This is a genomic window from Flintibacter sp. SJQ-8, from assembly GCF_054108085.1.
Window position 1 is genome coordinate 99,517 of record NZ_JBPJWR010000001.1, and the last position, 22,897, is coordinate 122,413.

The 22,897-nt window shown below is 49.1% G+C and carries 20 protein-coding genes and 1 pseudogene; 5 read left to right on the forward strand and 16 right to left on the reverse strand.

Annotated features, from left to right (window positions below):
* Window positions 1–2 precede the first annotated feature (2 nt).
* The 5 genes from ACSAMP_RS00495 to ACSAMP_RS00515 all read right to left on the reverse strand — a co-directional run bounded on the left by ACSAMP_RS00495 (window position 3) and on the right by ACSAMP_RS00515 (window position 3,639).
* Window positions 3–788 carry an ABC transporter permease gene (locus ACSAMP_RS00495; RefSeq protein WP_457799201.1) on the reverse strand — a complete coding sequence of 262 codons (786 nt, stop codon included), beginning with the start codon at window positions 786–788 and terminating at the stop codon, window positions 3–5.
* Window positions 781–1,707 (reverse strand): ABC transporter ATP-binding protein, encoded by a 927-nt coding sequence (locus ACSAMP_RS00500; protein WP_007860248.1) that lies wholly within the window; start codon window positions 1,705–1,707, stop codon window positions 781–783. The genes ACSAMP_RS00495 and ACSAMP_RS00500 overlap by 8 nt, the downstream gene beginning before the upstream one ends.
* 135 nt (window positions 1,708–1,842) lie before the next feature.
* The gene (locus ACSAMP_RS00505) at window positions 1,843–2,760 is read right to left on the reverse strand and encodes a sensor histidine kinase (protein ID WP_457799202.1); all 918 of its coding nucleotides are present in this window, start codon (window positions 2,758–2,760) and stop codon (window positions 1,843–1,845) included.
* A 5-nt stretch (window positions 2,761–2,765) separates the two neighbouring features.
* Window positions 2,766–3,458 (reverse strand): response regulator transcription factor, encoded by a 693-nt coding sequence (locus ACSAMP_RS00510; protein ID WP_021395504.1) that lies wholly within the window; start codon window positions 3,456–3,458, stop codon window positions 2,766–2,768.
* On the reverse strand, window positions 3,451–3,639 hold the full coding sequence (locus ACSAMP_RS00515; RefSeq protein WP_457799203.1) for a helix-turn-helix domain-containing protein: 189 nt from the start codon (window positions 3,637–3,639) through the stop codon (window positions 3,451–3,453). The genes ACSAMP_RS00510 and ACSAMP_RS00515 overlap by 8 nt, the downstream gene beginning before the upstream one ends.
* A 163-nt stretch (window positions 3,640–3,802) precedes the next feature.
* On the opposite strand from ACSAMP_RS00515, the gene ACSAMP_RS00520 reads away from it, so the two are divergent.
* Window positions 3,803–4,159, forward strand: a complete 357-nt coding sequence (locus ACSAMP_RS00520; protein ID WP_002594747.1) for a helix-turn-helix domain-containing protein — start codon at window positions 3,803–3,805, stop codon at window positions 4,157–4,159.
* 223 nt (window positions 4,160–4,382) lie between these two features.
* Here ACSAMP_RS00520 and ACSAMP_RS00525 read toward each other — a convergent pair whose 3' ends face one another.
* The gene (locus tag ACSAMP_RS00525; protein WP_457799204.1) at window positions 4,383–5,795 is read right to left on the reverse strand and encodes a relaxase/mobilization nuclease domain-containing protein; all 1,413 of its coding nucleotides are present in this window, start codon (window positions 5,793–5,795) and stop codon (window positions 4,383–4,385) included.
* 281 nt (window positions 5,796–6,076) lie between these two features.
* On the opposite strand from ACSAMP_RS00525, the gene ACSAMP_RS00530 reads away from it, so the two are divergent.
* Entirely contained in the window at window positions 6,077–6,664 is a 588-nt protein-coding gene (locus tag ACSAMP_RS00530) for a PBECR4 domain-containing protein (RefSeq protein ID WP_021395508.1), read from the forward strand.
* A gap of 34 nt (window positions 6,665–6,698) precedes the next feature.
* Window positions 6,699–6,938 (forward strand): hypothetical protein, encoded by a 240-nt coding sequence (locus ACSAMP_RS00535; protein WP_270438263.1) that lies wholly within the window; start codon window positions 6,699–6,701, stop codon window positions 6,936–6,938.
* On the opposite strand, the gene ACSAMP_RS00540 is transcribed toward ACSAMP_RS00535, so the two are convergent.
* The gene (locus ACSAMP_RS00540; RefSeq protein WP_236731275.1) at window positions 6,923–7,360 is read right to left on the reverse strand and encodes a DUF1016 N-terminal domain-containing protein; all 438 of its coding nucleotides are present in this window, start codon (window positions 7,358–7,360) and stop codon (window positions 6,923–6,925) included. The two genes, ACSAMP_RS00535 and ACSAMP_RS00540, sit on opposite strands and share 16 nt — an antisense overlap.
* Here ACSAMP_RS00540 and ACSAMP_RS00545 point away from each other — a divergent pair.
* Window positions 7,344–7,652: a Fic family protein gene (locus tag ACSAMP_RS00545; protein ID WP_457799205.1), complete on the forward strand. Its 309-nt coding sequence runs from the start codon at window positions 7,344–7,346 to the stop codon at window positions 7,650–7,652. The genes ACSAMP_RS00540 and ACSAMP_RS00545 overlap by 17 nt on opposite strands.
* A 99-nt stretch (window positions 7,653–7,751) precedes the next feature.
* On the opposite strand, the gene ACSAMP_RS00550 is transcribed toward ACSAMP_RS00545, so the two are convergent.
* The 6 genes from ACSAMP_RS00550 to ACSAMP_RS00575 form a co-directional block, all read right to left on the reverse strand.
* Window positions 7,752–8,051, reverse strand: coding sequence for a CD1845 family protein (locus ACSAMP_RS00550; RefSeq protein ID WP_032542093.1), 300 nt, complete (start codon window positions 8,049–8,051; stop codon window positions 7,752–7,754).
* Complete coding sequence (locus ACSAMP_RS00555; RefSeq protein ID WP_032542092.1) at window positions 8,048–8,350, reverse strand: hypothetical protein; 303 nt, start codon at window positions 8,348–8,350, stop codon at window positions 8,048–8,050. Before ACSAMP_RS00555 ends, ACSAMP_RS00550 begins: the two co-directional genes overlap by 4 nt.
* A 151-nt stretch (window positions 8,351–8,501) precedes the next feature.
* Complete coding sequence (locus ACSAMP_RS00560) at window positions 8,502–8,846, reverse strand: plasmid mobilization protein (RefSeq protein ID WP_457799221.1); 345 nt, start codon at window positions 8,844–8,846, stop codon at window positions 8,502–8,504.
* The gene (locus ACSAMP_RS00565) at window positions 8,843–9,667 is read right to left on the reverse strand and encodes a DUF3848 domain-containing protein (RefSeq protein WP_457799206.1); all 825 of its coding nucleotides are present in this window, start codon (window positions 9,665–9,667) and stop codon (window positions 8,843–8,845) included. Before ACSAMP_RS00565 ends, ACSAMP_RS00560 begins: the two co-directional genes overlap by 4 nt.
* Window positions 9,651–17,159, reverse strand: a complete 7,509-nt coding sequence (locus ACSAMP_RS00570) for a helicase-like domain-containing protein (protein WP_457799207.1) — start codon at window positions 17,157–17,159, stop codon at window positions 9,651–9,653. Before ACSAMP_RS00570 ends, ACSAMP_RS00565 begins: the two co-directional genes overlap by 17 nt.
* 152 nt (window positions 17,160–17,311) lie before the next feature.
* Complete coding sequence (locus tag ACSAMP_RS00575) at window positions 17,312–17,668, reverse strand: TnpV protein (protein WP_118615424.1); 357 nt, start codon at window positions 17,666–17,668, stop codon at window positions 17,312–17,314.
* Between ACSAMP_RS00575 and ACSAMP_RS00580 the strand changes: the two genes are divergently transcribed.
* Window positions 17,655–18,422, forward strand: a complete 768-nt coding sequence (locus tag ACSAMP_RS00580) for a hypothetical protein (protein ID WP_457799208.1) — start codon at window positions 17,655–17,657, stop codon at window positions 18,420–18,422. The genes ACSAMP_RS00575 and ACSAMP_RS00580 overlap by 14 nt on opposite strands.
* Before the next feature lie 99 nt (window positions 18,423–18,521).
* Here ACSAMP_RS00580 and ACSAMP_RS00585 read toward each other — a convergent pair whose 3' ends face one another.
* The 3 genes and pseudogenes from ACSAMP_RS00585 to ACSAMP_RS00595 form a co-directional block, all read right to left on the reverse strand.
* Window positions 18,522–19,313 (reverse strand): CPBP family intramembrane glutamic endopeptidase, encoded by a 792-nt coding sequence (locus ACSAMP_RS00585; RefSeq protein ID WP_177675514.1) that lies wholly within the window; start codon window positions 19,311–19,313, stop codon window positions 18,522–18,524.
* Between the two features lie 148 nt (window positions 19,314–19,461).
* Window positions 19,462–19,677, reverse strand: coding sequence for a transposon-transfer assisting family protein (locus tag ACSAMP_RS00590; RefSeq protein ID WP_177675512.1), 216 nt, complete (start codon window positions 19,675–19,677; stop codon window positions 19,462–19,464).
* A 1-nt stretch (window position 19,678) separates the two neighbouring features.
* A pseudogene (locus tag ACSAMP_RS00595) lies at window positions 19,679–22,870 on the reverse strand (YodL domain-containing protein); the annotation flags it as partial.
* Between the last annotated feature and the right edge of the window lie 27 nt (window positions 22,871–22,897).

Below are 22,897 nucleotides of genomic sequence, written 5' to 3' on the forward strand. Positions count from 1 at the left end.
GTTTATTCCCCCCTCTGCTTATATAATCTGTCAATCAGTAAGAACGAAACGATTGCCATGATCCCAAGAATGAATACAACTTGAAAGGTTGAAGGAATTAGCCCTGTCATTTGCTCCAAGTCCATTTTTATTCCATGAGCCGCCATATCTCCTGCACTCCAAAATGTAGTCAGTGGCGTGGGCAGAAGCCATAACATAGTTTTAGGAAGTGTGTCAAACAAAGCCGTAGCACTCATGTTCAGGACGCTGTAAAAGACACACAGCAAAATGGAAAATACATAGGTCTTACTGAAAAAGACAACAAGGACAATCAACGGGAGTGTTCCCGCCGTAATGAAAATTCCTGTTTCAACCGCTAAAAACAATTTATAGCCTATTCCATAAACTTCTAATGTTCCAAATCCGCAAAGAATTGTCGCAATGGTGGAAGCCACACAAAAAACAATTCCAAAGAGAAAGAGGACAATAATCTTTGCAAGCACCATTTGCGTGCTGGTTACGGGAATTGTACGCAGATTTTTGAATGTATCGTTGTCGCGTTCCATAAAGAACAGGATAGCGGCAATCACTCCGATAATGCAGGGCAGTAAAAACTGGATACCATATCCCAACACCATGTTAAATAGTCCGTCAAAAGCATCTGCCCGATCTGTATATCGCTCCATCATAGAGGGCGTTGTCATCAGATAAGTCAGCGGGAGTGGAAACAGGAAAGCAGCCAGAATAATCAGCGGAATAAATTTCTTCCGTTTCAATTTCAAAAATTCGCATTTGATTAGTTTAAGCAATTCCTTCGCCCCCTGTCACACGCTTGAAGTAATCTTCAAGACTTTCCTCACAAGTATGCGCCTCCGATACCTCCAATCCGTTTTCTACAAAGGCAGTTACAATTTTCCCCACAGGCAGATCAAGGTTGTGCAGGCGCAGATTGTGGTCGTCCTGTATGGAAAAATGGTTTTCATGGAAATTTCGTTCCAAAATTCTTGCCGCCTGCGCAGTATCAGAGAGTGTAAACCGGATATGCTTACTGCTTTTTTGCTCCAACTCAGCAAGGCTTTCTTCTTCCAGCAATGCGCCGTGGTCGATAATTCCAATATCGTCAGCCAGCAAGGAAATCTCCGAAAGAATGTGACTGGAAATCAAAATGGTTTTTCCTCTTGCGTCGCAAAGCTCCCGAATAAAGGATCGTACTTCTGCAATACCGATGGGATCGAGACCGTTGATCGGCTCATCCAAAATTAAAAGTTCCGGATCGTGCATAACAGCAAGGGCGATAGCAAGCCGCTGCTTCATACCAAGAGAATACTGTGAAAAGAGCTTTTTATCTTTGTAAGGCAATCCTACCAAATCCAGAGCGTCTTTGATGGCATGATTGTTTGGTACGCCCCGCAGAGTAGCAAAGATACGCAGGTTCTCTGTGCCGGTCAGATTGGGATAAAAGCCAGGGGACTCAATCAGACTGCCAATACGGGGCAACAGCTTCTTTTCATTCCCCTGTAAAGACTTTCCCCAGATTTTGACCTCCCCAGAAGTCGGCTTCGTTAAGCCCAACAGCATTTTCATGGTAGTAGTTTTTCCGGCTCCGTTTCTGCCCAGCAGACCATAAATTCTCCCACGCTTCACATGGATATTTAAGTCAGCCACACTCTTTTGCGAGCCGTATTGCTTCGTCAGATTTTTTGTTTCAATGATGTAATTGGTATCCATATTCAAAACCTCCTGTTCTGTAAGGTATTCTATCACGCCAACCTTGCATTAACCTTGCCGCAACCTTGCATTAACCTTGCAATTTGAAATCCGGCAAAAATGACAAAGGTTCCCGCCATAAAGACGGGAACCCGCTTAAATCTCCAAAGGAAAAAGCAACATAAATTCAGTTCCTTCTCCCGGAAAACTTTCAACTGTTATGCTTCCACCCATCTTTTCTACAAGCTGATGGACAATAGAAAGGCCAAGTCCGCTGCCTTTTTCGGAGCGTCCTTTATCACATTTATAAAGCCGTTCAAAAATGTGTTTCAAATCGTCTTTTTCAATCCCCACACCATTATCCGCCAGCAGCAGCTCCATGTGATTTCCCTGCTTTGACAGGGCAATTTTAATTTTGTCCGCATGGCTGTGAGCAATTACATTTTGAATGAGATTATTGATGATCCTCATATAGCTGTCCATATCCAATCTTACCCGGACAGGCTGTTCGGGAATATCAATGTCATAATCAACCTGTTTATCCTCAAAAATCGGTATCCAGTCGATCAGGATATTTCTTGTCAGCTCTGCGGCCTCAATGCTCTGGATCTCCAAAGCAAACTCGTTGGAATTTAACTTGAACCAGTCAAAGAGTACATCAATATATTCTTTCAGATCGTGAGCTTTCCGGTGGGCGGTTTCGATATAATCATCCCGGTCTTTTCCTGTGACCAGTCCTTTGTGTGCAGCGTCAAGATACCCAATCAGAGTGGTAAGGGGCGTCCGAACATCGTGGGAAAGGCTCGTCATAAGCTGGCGGTTGGTTTCTTCTGTCTGCCGTACAATCGAAAGTCTGCCTTCATAGGACACAACGATTTCATTGATTTCATAGGCAAGAGGTGCGGTCAGTTCATTTGTTGCAGACAGAATACGCCGGTTGCCATTTCCGTTTTTCACATCAACCAGTGCATCGGTCATTTCTGCAATTTGCTTTTTTACGCGCCGAACGAGAACGATGGAAGTCAATACAGCCACAACAGCAATCACAATGGACAAGAAAACGATGATTTCCATACCAGCTACACCTCCTTATTAAAGCGGTAGCCAATCCCTTTGACCGTTTGTATATATTTTGGGCTTGAAGGATTGACTTCTATTTTTTTACGAAGCCGGCTGATAATCGCCATAATGTTACTGTCATCATAGAAATATTCTTCGCCCCAAACTTCCTCATAAATCTGCTGTTTTGTCAAAATTTTCCCTTGATGTTTTGCACAGTACAGGAGCAGATCAAATTCCTTTGGCGGAAGTTCAAAAGTGCCATTTTCCGTCGTAACAGAACGATTTTCAAGGTCAATTTGCAATCCATCAAAATCCAGTTTTTGCACAGCTCCGGCTTGATGATTAAAGCGGGTGTAGCGGCGAATGAGGGACGCAATACGGGCAATCAGTTCGTCCATATCAAACGGTTTTGTCAGATAATCGTCCGCCCCGGCCCGTAAGCCCCGCACTTTAGAAATGCTGTCATTTTTGGATGTAAACATCAAAATCGGCAGGCTGTTCTCTTTGCGGATTTCTTCCAGCGTTTCAAAGCCATCCATACCGGGCATCATCACATCCAGCACTACAAGCTGATACTCCTGCTCTTTTAATTTCTGCAAGCCCTCTTTTCCGGTATTACAAAAATCAGCTTCTATGTTTTCTGCTTGTACGCTACGTTTAATCAAAGCGCACAGTTCTCTGTCATCATCTATAATCAAAATTTTATTCATGGCGCAGCTCCTTCCCTTGTTTTGTCCGGCCATCAATCGGCTTCTCCGCAGTTTTAGGAATCAGCCAAACACCAGCCATTTTCACAGCGCCGGGGATGCGCTCACCAGCACAATAATAATTTACTCTACGAGGTGTCACGCCCCACTTCTTGGCGACCTCTTTTAATGTCATATAATCCATCTTGCACCTCCACAAAACACATTATAGTTCTTATACTCGAACAATACAAGTGTATAGAAATATTGCTTTCAAGAAATCGGCATAATCAAGCCTATCGACCGATATAATAAGGTTATTCCTTTGTGCAAATCGGCACGATAGAATATATTTGAGGTGAACGATTATGCCGATTGATGATTTGACCGCTTTGGGGCAAAAAATGCGGGAAGCCCGAAAGAAAAAAGACCTGACACAACAAGAACTTGCGGATCTGAGCCATGTATCTATCAAGCAAATTGCAAAAATAGAAAAAGGAAAAATAAATCCATCCTATTTGATTTTGAAGGCATTGGCAAAGGTGCTTCCGATCTCTCTGGACGATCTGATCAATCCAGATGTTTCTCCAGAAGATGAGGGAGCCAGTCAGATGAAGATGCTTTATTGCAGCTGTCCGTCAGAAATGCGTGAAACCCTCTTGCACCATACGCAGGAGACCGCGAAAGAACTAACAGAACTATCCGAGAAATTTGAAACGAATTGAGCCGGTGAGTGAAATTTGACTGTTTCCTCACTGGCTCCTTTCATTTCCGGGTAAAAAGAGGCAAGCAATGCCGGTGTTAATACACACCGACCCGCAGAGTGCAAAATCCCTCCGTGATTTTCCTCTCCGCTTGCTTGTTGAGGGCAGCGCCCCCAAGCCCCTTTGAACACAGAATTTCATTCTGTGGCTGCGCGTTCTGCGAACGCTTTTGACCAGGACCAGCTTACCGCTGGCCGTGGTCTTTTTCTTTTTCAACATCCTGTTCTACCTCCATTTTCAGGACCCGATCCACATTGGCCTTTGCCGTTAAAAGCTCCCGCATTTCCTCACGGGAACGCCGGTACTCGGCATAGGTCTTTTTCTTTTCTTCCAGCAATTTCGTGTACTCTGTCTGCAACTCTTTGACCTTGGGCAGCTTCTTGACACCCATCTCATCAAAGGCATTCTTTGCCGCCTGGTGGATCAGAATTTCTTCCTCATGTTCTTCCCGGAATTTCTTAGAGTAGCCTGCCTTGCGGTATGCCACATAGACCTCACGGGTCTTGGCATAATTTACAATGTGAGTACGCAGAACAGCAATCTCTGCCATGCGTTTTTCAGCCGCTTTAATCTGCGCCGAAAGCTCATTGTGATGTGCCGTGGCAGCCGCAGCCTTTTCTTCCAAAACCGCATACTCCAGCAGATTGTTCTCTGACAGGTAATTCATGGTCTGTGCCATTTGTTTCAGATTGAAAACCTTAGCCCAACGCGCATAGCCAGCACCTTTTCCTGCCTGCAATTTTGCCTGAATGTCCACCAGCAGATTGACCTTCGGCGGCTCTGCCTGTGTGACTGTTTTCTTTCGTGGGGTATGCGCTTTCTTACCGGAAAGAACTGCCTGCAAATCTTCCAATTCATATCCTTCACCCAGACTGTCCATGCGGGTGGCTTTCTCCCAGCCGGGGAGCTTCAGGCGATACGATTTCCCGCGCTTTGATACTTCACAGCCAGACTCTTGCAGCAGCTTCAGCAGCTCCTCAAAATTAGCAGGACTTTGTGATAATGCGTTGTCAATCGCCACACGCAGCAGCTCTCGGTGAGAGGGCTTTGCCTGATCGCCCAACCATTTGTTATAGCTCTTTCCGTGAGGTTTCGGATTCTCTACAATGGACAGTCCATTTTCAATGCAAATGGTGTCACTTAACCGGCGAACCGCTTTGGTGCTGCCCCAAAAGTTTCGGAATTTCCGGTCATATTCTAAGCTGACCGATGACCAGATAATGTGATTGTGAATGTGCGATTTGTCTATGTGAGTACAAACCACAAAGGCATGATTGCCTTTGGTAAAACGCTTGGCAAATTCCACACCCAGCCGGTTTGCTTCTTCCGGGGTAATCTCACCGGGGCGGAAGGACTGGCGCACATGATAGGCAATCACATCATCCGCACCGCGCACTCGTCCGGTAGCGGCAATGTACTGTCGCTTTGCCAGAAGGAACTCCGCATCCGCAGTCCGGCTGTCACACGCATAGCCGGTAATGAGTCTGCCGTTATCTGTTTTCTTTGGATTGGCCACATAGTCGATGATGTCACTGATCGCCCGACTTTCTGTGCGGCCCTTGCCGACATGAAGTGGCATAATTCTTGTTGTTGCCATAGAAGGGACCTCCTTTCTCATACTCCGAGAAGATATTTTTTGATTTTTCATGGGGATTGACATATTTTCTAAAGTTGCATATAATAATAGTACAAGGTGGGCAACGGCGTGTGTCTGCCAAAGCGTTGAAGCATAATAGCGTACCGGGATGCCTTGTTATGCAGAGCTTTCAGTAGGGGTTGTGCAGTAACCTCAAACCGGAGTAGGCTGCAAAGCCGAAAGAAAATGCTCAAAGCCGCCTTGCATTGCAGGGCGGCTTTCTTTATGGACAGAGAGGTTTTATGGATAAATTACAAAAGTGTGCAAAAGCATTTGAAAAATTATTGGAGATACAGTATCGAATTATTATTGGCCGAAAGGGAAAAACCGTAGAGTTAGTGATTGGCTTTTCCAAATTGGACTTTCATCATCTGATGGGGCTTGGAAAACTAAAAGATTTGCGGATAGCAAAACAAAATCGTGGCTCTGTATTTGATGAAATCATAATCGGAAGCACCACCTATGAGACTTTAGCGAAAAGCCGTTATCTGCCTCAAATTGAAAATCGCTTTGAACCGTTGGCTTTGATTGAACAACTCCTAGACGATAACCGTCTAGTATTCCGTTACAATGCAAAATTGAATCAATTTTCTTTAATTGAAGCGGACTATTTATTATCAACTCCGTTGGAAAACAGCGACATTTACATTTTTATTGCAGAACACAAGGACACCGGAAAATATTTCTGTCGGTCTTTCTTCCCGAAAGAGAAGAAAGATTACACAGAGGGACAGCCGCGCTATACCATGCTCTATAAAGAAAAAAAGAATTTAACTACCGGAGAGACCATCATCCAATATGACCGCCTAACCCCGAAAACACAAGCATAATTTCCCAAATGCTTTAAGGAGGTATAACCCAATAATGCAACCAATTTCTGTTGAAGCGTTTGCCAGTATGGTCATGAAGAATAATAAAGGCTATCGAAAAAAGGAACTGATAAAAACGCTGAATGACACACTTACTGCCAAGAAAAACGGTGCAAAATGTATGATCTGTGGTGCGCCGATTTGGGCGGCGGGAAGTGCCATCACTGGTAGCAACCTATGCTTTACCTGTACAACAGGTGAAGCAAATGACAGCGACGATTATGAGATAGAGTAACAGGGTATCGGGGAAAATCCCGACACCCTGTTGCTCTTATTTATTCTCTGATAGTACATCGTGCCGATCTGCCGTTCTAACTGTCGGACGCTCCACACAGACCTTAAGCATTCTTCCACATAAAAGGTTCGTGTCTGTTCATCTGCTACACGTATCAAAAGATGATAATGTGACCAACTCAATTCAAGACACAGTGTGTCTCGAATTGGGAATGTACAGTAGAACTGCCTCATCTTGCGAATATTTGATTTGTCAAAACCTTTTCCAAACTCATCAGTTAATTTCGCTGAAAGATAGTCCAACAAATAAATCGGCAGTGAGACTGAAAAACTGCCTGGATATTCAGAAACATATAAACCTAAATTTTTCTCGCCAGCAACAGATTGCAGAGCTATAGAGGGTGATGTGTTCCGTACAGTCATTCCGCTCACTCCGGTTGCGGTTGAAAAAGTTGGTCCACAAGAAAAGACCCATGATGCAACCCATGATAGGACCCATGATGCAACCCATGATAAGACCCATGATGCAATTCTTGCATTTTGTGTGGAGCCTCTCTCAAAGGCAGAAATCGCAGAACATTGTGGATATAAAAACACAAAAAATTTCACTCAGAAATACCTACGCCCACTGCTTGATAGCGGAATGCTTAAAATGACTTTACTGGATAAACCCAAAAGCAAAAATCAAAAATATATCGCTATCAAAGGCAAATAAGCAAGAAGCAGGACATCGGAAAAACTTCCTTTGTCCTGCTCCTATTTTCATATATAAGGAAATATTCCTCTCTAACTTTCCCCATTGTTATGCTTGATTTTATCCATAAACCCAATCCTGAATGGCAAATTTCAAACTCTGCACCTTGCCCAGCAGCCAAATCGCAGCCAGCGGCAACCCCATCGGGCTAATCAACAATGCCATAACCAGCAAAATCACACCATTCTGCGGAGAATAGGTAATCAGCACAGTCACACCAAGCAGAGCAACTACCGTGCTGAGCAGACCAAGCACCAGACCAGATATGTAAATCAGCCCCATGCAGAGCCAGACAAAAAGCGTCAGCACCAAAATGACCGGTGCAGTTACGATCATCAGCAGGCACCTCAAAATCTTCATTCCAGTTCCTCCTTCCAACGCTCCAGATGCCGTTTGCACAGGGCATCCGCTTCTCTCTCATCATCTTCCGTCACTTCCCGTTTTCCTTTGGTCAGTTCAATCTCCAGATAAGTCCGGTAATCATCGGCTAAGAGGTCGAACAGTTCCTTGGGAGTATGGCACACCTCTCCGGTGCAATAGTGAAAGTCTTGATCAAATTCAACCCTTACACCTCCATGGCGGCTGATATAAACTTCGGTGGTTTCATCTGCGGTCAGGTAGTCTGCAAAAATCTCTAACACTTTTTCAAAGGTCAGCATCTGTTTTCACTCCTTTGCTTCACTTTTTATTCTACTCATATTATCCGGTACGGATAGGCAAAAGACAAGGATACCGGCAAAAAGAAAAAGCGGAGGGAGGTGCGGCGAAGAAACGCCGTTCCTCCCTCCGCAAATGGAGTATCTATCCCTGTTATGAAAGTTTAGAAAGCTGGGTAAGGATTTCCTTCACACCCTCCCACAACTGTTCCTGTCGCTGGGATATATCCTCCAAGTCAGCATCGTAAACCCGCCCAGTCTCATGCACTTTGCGGGTCAGCTGGTTTAAGTTGTTGCTGCTTCGGCGCATCAGGGAAACAAGCTCCTTCAGCTCCGGCAGATCCAGCTTGACCACATACCCATCCAGCGCCATTTTCCGCAGATAAGCACTCAGATTTTCTGTTCCGTATTGCTGCATCTTTTGATGGATTATCTCCAGTTCCTCTGCGGACACCCAAAACAAAACCGGAACATCCCGCTTACGCTTTGCCATAGTTATCGCTCCGGCTCTCGTTTCTTTGGGGCGGCAGGCTTATGGACAGGCAGCTCCTGTTTGAGCTTTTGCAGGACAGAGCCTTTTTCTTTCTCCTGAACGGTCTTTCGAGCCTGTCTTGTAAACAGATCCACCAGTCCCGGATTGACTCGATCCACTATCAGATCGACACATTGCTGGGAAGTGGCACTATCCTCCGGCATTGGAATGGTCTTTGCCCATGCTTTGTTATCACAAGAGATCCGCCCATCTGCATCCTTATGCTGAATCGTATTGGCGAGAATAAAGTTCATCCGCTCTGCTCCAAATTCCTCCAAAATCTCTTGCACCGCAGAAGCAGTATCCAGCCTGTTATCCCTATAATGGGCACTGATTGCCTGTTCAATGGCAACTTTGCAAGAAAAATTTGCCTGGTCAGAAAGCCAGTATGCGTCTGTTTCTCCATGCTTAGTCGCGTATGAAGCAGAATGAAGATAAACTACCATGGGATTAAGTTCTTCTGGTTCTTTGCATACCTCATTGGCTCGGCTTTCAATACTGTCTCGGATCACATCCATATAGCCGGTCTCCAGCTTTTCAAAATAGTGGTACACATCTGCCAGCGGCGAGGGAGATTCCAAAAGCGCCTGGGCCTGGGCATCGGTCAGCTCCAGTTCCTCCATCGCCATCACGATGTCTTCACGGACCGTATACTCATAGGTGTGGTGCAGGATTTCTTCCGGGGGCTGGCTTTTCAGCCAGTCCCTGTATTTGTCTTGCTCAGCGGCCATCTTTTCATAAAGAGCCGTATTCAGATCGTTGGTATTCATGTTATCGCACCTCCTCATGCTGTTTTGGTTTCTTGTCTGTACTACGGGGCGGCACCGGGCGTTTCAGATGATCCAGCACCGAAGGCCGTTTGCTTTTGGCAACAACAGCTTCAGCGCGTGCCTGTCCCTTTCCGTCGATGTTGAGCAGGGTATCCAGCTCCACCAGACGGGCGTTTTTGCTTCTCAGTTCTTCTTCATAAAGAAATGGCTTTCCGACTTCCTCCTTTGCGGCAGCCTGCTGCTGATAGAGGTTATCCAGCTGTGCCTTTGCTGCCTCCAGACGCTGCGGCATCTGGGCGAGGGCATTGTCGATACGGGTAAGATTTCCGCGAGGGTCTGTACCAAGGGTTGCCCGGTGGGTCATCTGTCCTTTTAGCAGGAGCGTATATTCCTGTTTCCAAGCAGAAAATTCCACAGACATGGCATAGCCCCGGTAGCTGCCGATCTGCACCGGATCGGAGGTTTTGACCTCCTTGCAGGCATCCAAAAGGGCTGCACCGGCATTTTCCTTATCGGTCAGCAGGTCTCCACGGATCTCCATACCGGCAAAGCCGTCCTCCGGGTGCGGGTGAGCTGCCAAAACCTCCAGGTCAGATTCAAAGCCCTTGATAAAGCCCTTGTGCTTTTCAATCTCCTCCGGAAAGTATTTGAGCAGCTGGTCCTCCAGACGATACTGCTTGCTCTGGTGGTCGGCTTTCATCAGCTTCAGTCGGGACACCTCCACATCCAGATCCATACGCTCTTTGATACGGGGATCTCCGGCACACAGAGCCTTGATCTCAGCAAAACTGAGGGCTGTTTCATCCACATCATCGCAGGAGCGCACCGGCGATTTAGAAGTCATGATCTGGCTGATGAATTTCTGCTTATTCTCCACCGTCTGCCACAGATAGGCGTCGAAAGTTCCCTCGGTCACATAGCGGTACACATGAACAAGGGGGTTCTGGTTGCCCTGGCGCTCGATACGGCCCTTTCGCTGGGCAAGGTCTCCAGGTCTCCACGGACAATCCAGATCATGAAGTGCCACCAGACGGTCCTGCACATTAGTGCCTGCGCCCATCTTGGCGGTGCTGCCCATAAGCACACGCACCTGACCGGTACGGACTTTAGAGAACAGCTCCTTTTTCCGCACCTCGGTGTTGGCTTCATGGATAAAAGCGATCTGGTCGGCAGGCATCCCCTGGGCAATGAGTTTCTGACGAATATCGTCATATACCGTAAAGGCCGGTTCCTGCTCTGGCAGAGGCACAGCGCCTTCCAGTGCATGAAGCAGTGGATTATCCAGTGTTTTTGCTGCCTTGCTTGCAGGGGCTTTTGCCTGTGGTGTAGAAATGTCGCAAAACACCAGCTGGGTCAGCTTGTCAGCTTCGCCATCCCGCCAGATCTGCATGATGTTCTCCACACACTGATTGACCTTTGTTCCGGGTTCGTCCGGCAGCATCTGGTTGACGATTCTCTGGTCCAGCCCCAGCTTACGGCCATCCGAGGTAATCTTGAGCATATTGTCCTGGGACGGGTCAACGCTGCCGCTGTGTACCAGCGATGCGCGCTCCGAAAGGACTTTGACCATTTCCTGCTGATGTTCAGTAGGCTGAGCCACGATGTTGTGGTACTCCACTTCCGGGGTAGGGAGATTTAACTGATCGGCAGTCTTAATGTCGGCCACCTCTTTGAACAGGTTCATCAGCTCCGGCAGGTTAAAGAACTTGCTGAATCTCGTTCTTGCCCGGTAGCCGGTGCCTTCCGGTGCCAGCTCCAATGCTGTGACGGTCTCCCCAAATCGGGAAGCCCAGCAGTCGAAGTGGGTCATGTTCAGCTCTTGCAGGCGTTCATACTGAAGGTAACGCTGCATGGTGTAAAGCTCGGTCATGGAGTTGCTGACCGGGGTTCCGGTGGCAAAAATCACGCCACGGTTTCCGGTGATCTCATCCATATAGCGGCACTTGGCAAACATATCGGAGGATTTCTGCGCGTCCGATGTGGATAAGCCTGCCACATTCCGCATTTTTGTGTATAGAAACAGGTTTTTATAGTTGTGGGCCTCGTCCACGAACAGCCGGTCCACACCCAGCTGCTCGAAGGTTACCACATCGTCTTTTCGCCCCTCGGCTTGCAGCTTTTCCAGTCTGGCTTCCAGAGACTTACGGGTACGCTCCAGCTGTTTGACGGTAAAACGCTCGCCGCCGCTGGCCTGCACCTCTGCGATCCCCTCGGTGATCTCGTCGATCTGTTCATAGAGAAGCCGTTCCTGACGCTCCCGGCTGATGGGGATGCGCTCAAACTGGCTGTGTCCCATGATGATGGCGTCATAGTCCCCGGTCGCAATACGGGCGCAGAACTTCTTGCGGTTATGGGTCTCAAAGTCCTTTTTGGTGGTGACTAAGATGTTGGCGGAAGGATAGAGGCGCAGAAACTCCGACGCCCACTGCTCAGTCAAGTGATTTGGCACCACAAAGAGAGATTTCTGACATAAGCCCAGTCGTTTGGCTTCCATCGCTGCGGCCACCATTTCAAATGTTTTTCCCGCTCCCACTTCGTGTGCCAGCAGGGTATTCCCTCCATACAGCACATGGGCAATGGCATTCAGCTGATGTTCCCGCAGGGTAATTTCCGGGTTCATGCCGCCAAAAGTGATATGGCTGCCATCATACTCGCGGGGACGGGTGGAGTTCATTTCCTCGTTGTACTGGCGCACCAGAGTCTGGCGGCGCTCCGGGTCTTTCCAGATCCAGTCTTTGAATGCTTCCCGGATAGCCTGCTGCTTTTGAGCGGCCAGGGTGGTCTCCTTAGCATTAAGAACCCGGCGTTCTTTTCCGTCCGCATCCTCAATGGTGTCATAAATTCGCACATCACGCAGGTTTAAGCTGTCCTCCAAGATCTTGTAGGCATTGGCACGGCTGGTTCCATAGGTGGTATTGGCAGCTACATCGCTATAAGGAACAGAAGTTTTTCCTGTAATCTGCCATTCAGCGGTAAAGGACGAGTAATTGACCTCGATGCTGCGCTGGAGATAGTACGGGGTACGAAAGGTTTCATACATAAACTGCTGAATATATTCCTTGTTGATCCATGTAGCACCCAGACGCACCTCAATCTCCGACGCATCCAGGTCTTTGGGCTGGGCGGCAGTAAGGGCTTCCACATTGACCGCATAGGCCGGGTTCTGTTCTGCCGCCCGCTGTGCCTGACGCAGTTTGCGGCGCACATTGCCGGAAAGGTATTCATCGGCAGTCACATAATGGGGCGATCCGTCCTGCTCCAACTTTCCCGGTACACGAAAGATCACGCCTTGCAGTTCTCCCGCCAGTTCTTCTGTTGTTTTTCCGGTCAGCCGGCTCATATAGCTCATATCCACGCAGGCTTTTTCCGAGATAGACACCGCCAGTGCTTCACTTGCCGTATCCACCACAGCCACCGCCTGATGGGGCTTGATGGTCCGTTTGGTGAACATATCCGCCTTGCGTTCCAGCTTTCCGTCCTCGTCGATGACTTCCAGCGCACAGAGCAGGTAATAGGAAGAATCATCTGCATAGGCCAGACGGTTTGCACGGTCATTGATGAGACCGTATTTGGCAGAAAAGCTGTCATAGAGGCTGTTCAGTTCCGACTGCTTCTCCCGAATGGTGCTGTCCGGAACCGCTGCGTCCATCTGAAGGTCGATCAGTTCCTGCACACAATCCCGCAGTCCCACAAGACCTTTCACACGGGCTTCGGCGGTAGCGTTGAGGTCAGGGCACACCATACGGCTGTTTTCCCGGTAGTACACCTGTCCGTCTACAATGGCATAGGAATAGTTCTTCACATTGGGGTCGGCAGGAATGGAGGTGTCAATGGCTTCGCCTTCGCCCAGCTCCGGCAGCTCTGCTTCCTGATAAGTGCCATGAATATACTTCACAGCATCATGCAGCTGGTCGGAAAGCTCCAATCCCTCAATGGGGTTCACGGTGTAATCCATACCATGAGCAGTGCTTACCGGCTCCTGTCTGCCCAGCACCATTTCCGGGTGGTCGATAAAATACCGGTTGATGGCAAAATCGTTCTCCGTCTGTCCGGTCTGGGTCCATTCCGGCACGATGTCCAGCGGACGGTCCCGCTTTTGGAGAAAGATAATGTCCGATACAACCTCGGCACCGGCATTCTTTTTGAACGCGTCATTAGGCAGACGGATCGCTCCCAGCAGCTCGGCACGCTGGGCAAGATAACGGCGCACGGTGGAATCCTTGGCGTCCATGGTATAGCGGGAGGTCACAAAAGCTACCACACCGCCGGGACGCACCTGATCCAGTGCTTTGGCGAAAAAGTAATTATGAATGTTGAAATTCAGCTTGTTGTAGGCTTTGTCATTGACCTGATACTGACCGAAAGGCACATTGCCGATGGCAAGGTCAAAGAAGTCCCGGCGGTCAGTGGTCTCAAAGCCGCCTACTGTGATGTCCGCCTTGGGATAGAGCTGCTTTGCGATGCGCCCGGAAATCGGGTCCAGCTCCACACCGCATAGACGGCTGTTTCTCATTTCCTCCGGCAGCATACCGAAGAAGTTGCCCACACCCATAGATGGCTCCAAAATATTTCCGGTTTCAAAGCCCATGCGCCCCACCGCTTCATAGATTGCCTGGATAACCGTAGGGCTGGTGTAATGGGCATTGAGGGTAGAGCTTCTGGCGGCGGCATATTCCTCCGGGGTCAGCAACTCTTTCAGCTGGGCATACTCTAAAGCCCATGCCGGTTTCTCCGGGTCAAACGCATCAGAGAGACCGCCCCAGCCCACATATCGAGAAAGAACCTCCTGCTGTTCGGGGCTTGCCTGCTGTCCGGCAGCTTCCAGCTCTTTCAGCAAACGAATCGCATTGACATTTGCCTGGAACTTGGCTTTCGGACCGCCCTCACCCAAATGCTCATCTGTAATGCGGAAGTTTTTTGCATTGCGGCGCAGGTTAGCCTTGTATTCCTCATAGGAGGCTTCCTCGGCAGCTTTGGCATTGGGAAAGGTCTGCCACTGGCCATTGACCTGAATGGAAACCGGGTGTTCGTCCAGCACTTCCTCAAAGGTTTTCTCCGGCTCAGTCACAGGGGCTGGCGGCTCCGGCTCCTCGATATGCAGTCGTTCCACCACCACATCATAAGGCAGATTGTTCTTATCGCCCGGATAGACGGCCATGGTCTCGGAATGGAAGGTCGGGGATTCGGTAGCCGGTTGGGGCTGTTCCTGTCCAAAACCGTCCTGCTGACGGGCATACATCCCGCGCAGCAAAGACGCAACCTCATCCCAGCGGAAATACAGCATAGCCAGACGCTTTTCCTCTGCATCCATGACTTCCAGTTCTATGCCCTGTGCCGTGGTACGGTAATCGACAATATCGCCGGTCTCCAGATTCAGTGTCTCAATCTCACCGGAATAGGCTCTGCTCAGCCAGTAGGCGATCTCGCTGTTGCTCCTGCCGGATTGCAGCAGCGTGGAAATCTGCTTTTTATCCGCTTCATCCATCAGTCCATGAGCCAATACATCCCGCAAGTCTTGTTCTGCCTTGTCCGGGTCAATAGGAAGAAACTCGGTATAGTAAGCATTGCGGCGGTCTGCCCGAAGCAGCTGCTCGAACTGTTCTTTGCGCTCTGCCCGGTAGATGGGATATACCATCCCGGTGGGCAGAAGCTGTACGGTGTCCTCCCGCAGCTCGGTGATCTGATAGGCGTCATCCTCGATATACACGGTATCGCCCACGGCATAGACCGGGGCGGCTGGGTCATAGGAGGTTCTTTGCGGAATTGGGCGGCGAACTGCGTCATATTCCTCATCGGAAATGGAAACTTCGGAAGTCTGCTCTGTCTCGGCATCTGCAATCTGCTCTGCATCTGACCTCACCTGTTGGATAAACGGATCATTGTCCAGTTTTTCCGGGTCTGCCACCTGGCCGTTGACAATCCCTCTTTCCTCCAGAGCTTCCCGGATGGCGATTGGGTCGATGTTGTCAAAACGATCCTGTTCTTCTTCGGTATAGAACCGTTCCTCCTGAATGAGCTGGGCAAGCCTGCGCTGTACCTTCGGCCAGGGCAGCTGCGTTTCCTCCGGGCTGCCGGCACGGACAACAAACAGGCTGTTGCTGTTACTGCCGCCGTATTCCTGAGCCAGCCATGCGGCGGTATCTTTTTCTCTTGCATGGTCTTTCATATAGCGGACAACAGCGTGTTTACTCTCAATATTGCCGTTCCATGCACAAAGGGCGGTATCAATATCCTCCTGAGAAAGAGGGCGCAGAAGCTCATGGAGCTTTGGATAGGTCTCGTCGATCACTTCCCGGTGCAGACGCTGACGGAACTCCGGCACATCGGAATAGAGCCGAATCAGCTCCATATCCTTAGAGCCAAGAACCGCACGGCGCACAGCGGCATTGCCCTCGATGACAGCATTTTCACGGTCGGAATGACCGCAGGCATTTCGATATGCCACATCCTCAGATATGGCGGCAGTCACCACAGGCTTATACTGCTCAAACTGCTCCCGAAGGGTAGGCTTTGGCGTTTCTTCCTCTATCTCCGGCTGCTGGGCATGAATGGCATCTTCTTCTGCCAGATCCTTTTCAGCCTGGATCTTGTCATACTGCGCTTGTTCCTGTTCGGTAAGATAGCGGCCTTTCTGGACAAGTGAAGTAATGCGCTTGGCAACCTTTTCCCAGTTCAAGTGAACATCCGGGCAGTCCTGCTTTTTATAGTGCAGTCCTTTCCCATCGTGATCTTCGCCGCTGTGTGTTGCGCCGGACAGGGCATGAGAGCGTCCGCCAATGCCATACTCGTCTTTAAGGAATCTCACTTTTTCCTTATCCGTATGGTTTTCCATGAAGAACGCATAGATACGGCCCTTTCCTCCGGCAAAACTGCTGCCGCCGGTCATGGCGGCGTCGATCTCATCCTCGGTAATGAAATGCTGGACGGTTGGCACTTGGGAAAGGTCCGAAGAAAAAGTTCTGCGTGGCAGGTCAAGATCCTTCAGGTTCTCCCAAATTTCCCTTGGCCTATGGTAATGAAAGCGCAACAGGTCACGGTCCTGCTGATAGGCAGTCCAGAAGGCGGCGTATTCTTCCTTGAGGGTCTGGCGGAAAGCCGGGTCACTCAGCTGCTCGGCAAGCCATGCAGTTTCTTCCGGGAACCCGGTTCTCTGAATACCGGACAGACAGGACAGATACCCGGAATCTCTGGCTTTATCGCTGAAATCGTGGTACAGATGCCAAAGTTTTTCTGCAAGGAGGGAGCGTTCATAGCCTGCCGCTTCTGCAAGCTCCACATTGGAGGCAAACTGGCCACTTTCCAAAAGTTCCCCGATGCGCTCTGCGGCACTCTCCCAGGAAATGACCTGGGCAGACCTGTCATAACGGACAGACTTCCCGTGGGAAAGATGGATGCCATCCTCGGCATACCATACGCTCACGCTGCCAAGGCCGTTGCCGCCGTGGTACAGCGTTTTCAGTATCTCGGCAATCTCAGCGGTGGTTTTCTGCTTTTCAAATGCTGCAACCACACGCTCCCTCTGACGATCTGTATTGCCTCCCAAACGCAGCACATGGTCAATATCATTTTGGGCAAAAGAAAAAGCAGAGGATGTATGCGCTACATTCTCTGCTTCATCTATGGATTGGATCTGCTCCGCTTCGGAGAGGAACAGGTTTAGGGTCAGCTGTTGATAAGCTCCGCCATCAGGATCTCCTCTGCCTGGGCTTTGCAGGTGTTCATCAGGCCCACCCACTTCATGGGATCGCTGGCTTTCAGTTCCTCGGTGGCTCCCGCTTCCTTCGCCAGCTGGAGCATCATCTGTTCCAGTCTGCTCTGGGCGGTCTCGTCGATCTCGATGAGGTGCGGGTACAGCTTCTCGCTCAGCAACATCTGGTTGTAGAGGATGGGACGGTGTTCCTTCAGGTAGGTTTTCCTCATCCTGCCGTACTTGCCCAGGGGTTTCTCCGGCTGCTGGCTCAGCTTCAGGTCGGGAATCTGATAGTCTCCGTTCTGGATGTAGGTCATGGGATTGTTCATCTTGCTTGCTCCTTTCTTGGTTGGCTTCGCGCTCTGCATTTCGGACGGTAACGCCGATCTGCCGCAGCACCTGCTGGTTGATCTGGCTGACCGCTGTTCCCAGCGCCCCGATGGTGGACGGGGTGTTGAAATCAAAGATCGCCATGAAATCTTCGTGGTCGAAGTAGCGTTCCGGCTCCAGTCCACAGCGGGACATCAAAGCGTAAGTGATGCTGACGGTGGCGGCTGCCTTGAACTGCACTCCGATGTTATACTCATCATATTCCTCCAAAAAGGAACCGTCAACGATATAGAAGAAGTCCTGCTGATGCTCCGTCCAGTATTCCTCGGCCAGTTTTCCGGCTACCTCGGTGAGCTGTCCGGCAAGATCCTCACCGGAAACATCATAGGTGCGCTCCAGCATGGCCTGCACGGAATCCAGATAGCGCTCCTCCAACTGCCACAGCCAGGGAGTGCGGGAATGTTCACGGGTTCCGGTGTCGGAAATGTCAAAGACATAACGCAGGCGAGGTCTGTCCCCGGAATCATCCACCAGAGCGATTCCCTTGGAACCGCGCCTTACATAACGGCCCATCTTTTCATTCCACAAATCGTACTCCGCACAGGCGGTGGCATCCGGTCGCTGGGCATAGATCATCAGCTGCTCATGGAACGGGTACTTGTAAAGGCGGGAAGCAGTAGTGAGAAACCCTGCCCATTCCTGCCAGCTCCCCGTGAGCTGTGTTGCCACTTTGTCCGCCATCTGTGCATATAGTTCAGCTTTGGTTGGCATGGTATTCTGTCCTCCTTTCGGTTTTGGGTAAAAGAAAAGCAGGAAACCTGAACGATTTCCTGCTTGCTACTTTGTGGCTTCTCATGCAATATTCTTCTTTTTCTTTGCCACAATAAATCCAATTATCATAAGCACATTCAAAACAAATACTACAACACTGCCTTCAATTTTATAAATTCCACCAGATAGCAGTTGATCGCCACCGAATGTCATATTAAACAAATGCGGATAGTCCTCTGCAAGTGATACTCCTCCCAAAATAATTGCTCCTACACTATTCCAGAGAAAATGAATGATTATAGGTGCAATCAAAGAATTTGTATATTCCAAAACTGCTGTCATAAACAAACTCATTGTCAAAACATTCAAAACAGGGAGAATTCCTGCTTCAAAAGCACCTCCATGTGCCAAAGTAAATAGCATGGTAGACACAACAGTTGCCGCAACTACATTGTAGTTTCTCTTTATCATCTGATATAGATAACCACGAACTAACATTTCCTGCATAATTGTGTTGATAAAGGCTGATAGTATCCAGAGCCAGAGCATAGAAATATGATTAGTATCTTCTATCCGTGCAGACCCGGCAAAAAGCAAAATACCGACAGATATACCTAACCAGCTTAGTCCCACTACCCCTCCTAATAAACTGTTATAGACGGGGCGTTGTGCGAGATGTAACTTGGTTTTTTTACGATCTACAAACCAAAAAATAACGGTCATAACAACAATCGCCAAAAACGGTATTAGTTCTGCAAAAAATCTCCACAGCGCTGCATTGTCAATCTCAGGAATTGGTATAACTGATGCGCAAATTGCCCATCCAACAAAGAAAATGATAGATTTTAATGATACTTCTATTAGCTTTTTCATATTTCTAAAACTCCCTAGTGCTTTCTAATTTACATAAAGTACATTATACATCATCTTGTCAAGGAGTTACATCCTTTTTTTGTAAAACTCTACTTGAAAAAATAGTAGAATAAATAGCTTTCTGTCCCCACAAAGAACAGCTTTAGGTTTACTGGTCAAAATCGGGGTACAGCTCCAACTCGGCAAAGTCCTCATCGGTCATCGCACAGAGCTTCGTAAGGGCGCTGTCGGTTAGCTCTCTCAGTTCTGTTTCCTCCGGCGAAAGCTCGCCGCGCATCTCACGCAGGCTGTCGATCAGTCCGGTGCGGCTGCCGGTATTGTAAATGCACATCAGGTTCATTTCCTCAAAAGTAAAGTTTCCCATATCAAATCTCCCTTTCCGCACTCTTTTTGGGTGCTGTCTTTTTGTGTTCCGCTTTGGGCTGGCTTTTCAGCTGATCCACAACGGATTTTTTCTTATCCCGTTCCTCCCGATGAACGGCATCAGCCAAGTCCATGAGGGAGATAGGCTGACCGCTGCGGGCCTGCTGTTCCAGCTCTGCCACCGTAGGCTCTTTTGCGCCATTATTGATGATACCGTCGATCATGCCGTAATCGTCCTCCACGGCCATCTCCGCATTTTTCAGCGGATTTTCCGGCAGGAATCCGGGGATCTGGGTAAAACCAACACTGTCACAGTAATGACAGGATACCTTACCATCCTGCTTGATCGCAACGATGTCACTGACACTCATAGAAGGACTTTGAAAATCCGCCGGTTTTTGCAGATTAAACTGCTCATATAGTTTTTCCAGCTGCTCCGGTACCGTGCCAGACTCCCTCAGCGGAGCAGTGTAAATGAGATCATAATTGCTGCGGTCTATGGAAATGGCATGGGACTTTAACCAGTCCAGATTCATAAAGCGCACATTCTGTGGATCGTCACGGCTCACCTGATAGATGGCAAAGCAATCTCTGTTCTGAGCAAGAAATGCCTGTTCCCGTTCCTGCTGATGTTCCTGGCGCTCCATGACCTTTTCGTGGAACTGAGGGCTTTTCTCCCATTCCTCACGGTCCACACCGAAAAGGCCGCCATGATCCATGATTTCCTGCGAGTCAAATACCATACTCTCCGTATTGTCCTCATGCAGCACATAGACAGTCAAACCAGCGGCATCCAGTTCCAGCGCCCGTTCTCTGGTAACAGGGAGCATCCCATCATAGGAGTATCCGTATTCCTGCATATCCGGTGTAGAGACCTGCTCATCCGGCGTTGGGTATTCATCCAGCGCCTGCTCCTGTGCTTCCGGCAGCTGGGAAGAAGCAGCCATCTGACTGGCCTCTGCCTGCATCTGCTGGTAGGCAGCTTCCTGCAAGGTCTCAATCATGGACAACGGTGCGTATTTTACCGAGTCTCTGTCCAAATCGTTGTCATCACAAATCTGGAGAACTGCCTTCATGCGGGAAATCTCCGGCATATCCAGCTGACCACCATCCAACTCTTTCATGGATGCGGCATCGTAAAGGGTATAGCCCCAGCCGCTGTCACAGGACTGGATATGAAGATAGATGGCATTGTCGATCAGAAACAAAGCCTCCTGCTGATTGGCGTCCGCCCCCAGCACTTCCATTTCCGGCATTGCCGCAGCCAGTTCCTTTACCGCTTTCTGTACCAGCGGATTGTCACGGTAATAGTCGATTGCCTGAATAGTGTCCAGGTCAATGGTCTGCCCGATCAAAATCGGAAACGGTCCTTCATAATCGCTTCCGTCTTTCAGTTCAAAACCAATGCCCTTGATCCCGTTCATTCGTTCTGCCGGAATCTCCTGATAAATACGGATTGCTTCCTCCAAAGACAGGTTATCGTGGTATTCTCCGAGGTTTGGAAATTCCATGCACTCTGCTACATAGTAGGTCAGATCGCCGGTCGGCAGCCTATCAGATACCTTAATGGCATCTGCTGGCTGCTCTATCGGGGCGGTTTCCGGCTCTACCTTTGCATGAGGGTCGATTCCGCGCTCTTTGCAGATTTCCTTATAGTGGCGCTCAATATCGGAGATCAAAGTGCCGGAGGTTTTGTTGATGGTCTCCAAACTGGCTCTCAACTCTTTCAGTTCCTTGCCCTGACTCCAACTGGCAATATAGCCAAAGCTGTTTTCTCCTGTCTCGATGCCAAAATATTTGCAGACTGCATAGGAGATGCTTTCAGCCTCCACTTCTTCCGTGTGACGGTTTTTGATTGCCTGTTTTTCTGCGGTTGCATCTTCCTCAACTGCAAGACGCCATTCAAACTGATTTTCGTCCACATAACGCCAATCCATATCAGAAGCAAACTGTTCGGCTTCTTTTTCTGTGGCAAAATCCAACTTGAAATCATGCTTGGTTCCACCTTCACTCTCCTGCACAACCTTCCATGACGGTAGCATTTCATATTTTTTAGGGTCATGGAGCTTGCTGTGGGCAATCTCGTGTACTGTGGCCGAAACCGTCTGCACCTCGCTCATGCCCTGACGAATGGCAATTTTCTGATGATCGGCAGAAAAATAGCCGTCCGTATCGGCGGCCATTGCTTCAAAAGTAATCGGCACCGGTGCGCTGCGGCGCAGGGCCTCCATGAATGCCTCATAATTTTGCACATTGCCGGAAAGGGAGGAAGCAAGCTCCGGCAAAGGTTTCCCGTCGGTCTGACTCACATCAAAGACCTTGACCGGGCGGAACATGGGAATCTCGATTTCTTTTTCCTCTGTGACGATCTTTCCGTCTTTATCCAGAATCGGAGCCTTGGTATCCGGGTCCAGCTTCTGCTCCTCGATTTTCTTCTTGTACGGTGTTGGGGCGATGATGGTAATGCCATGCTCGCCCTTTTTTACATGACGCTCAAACTGGTCTTTCCACTTATTGTATCCGGCTACCAATGTGGCGTCCGGCTTCTGCATATAGATGAGCATGGTGTTGTTTACCGAATAGCGGTGGAAGCGGGACATGACGGACAGATAGCGCATATACTTTTCACTCTCAAACAGTTCTTTGATGCCCTGCTCGATGCCATCTGTGATTTCCCTTAGCCGTTCTCGGTTGGTGGGTTTGTTCTCAGCCATGATTTTCAATCTCCTTTCCAAGTGTGTGATTTCTGCTGTGTGTTCTGCAATCCATGCCTTTTGTTCTTCTTCACTTTCATAAAGAAAAAGGTCCAGCAGGTACTCTACATAGGGTTTCTTCTGGATTGCTTCCACAAAGCGGGGGTGCGGTTCTTCCTCCGGTGTCCTGGGAGAACGGTCGGCTTCCCATTTTTTCAACAGATAGTAGTAATCGGACAGTACGCGGTAACAGCGCTGTCGATTCTCCCGAAACTTCTGTGCCTCGTTTTTTTGCCGGACATATCTCCTGCGGGGCGGGGCCTGACTGTCATAGATCAGGCCAAAGTCCTGTGCCAGTTTCTCCGCCGCTTCTTTTGGGGAGAGGTCAAAGAGCTTTGCGGTAAAGTCGATCACATCCCCATCTTCACCGCAGCCAAAGCAGTGGAACCGCTGGTCTACCTTCATGCTTGGGTTCTTATCATCGTGAAAGGGACAGCAGGAGAATGGTTTCCCGTTCCACTAAAGAGA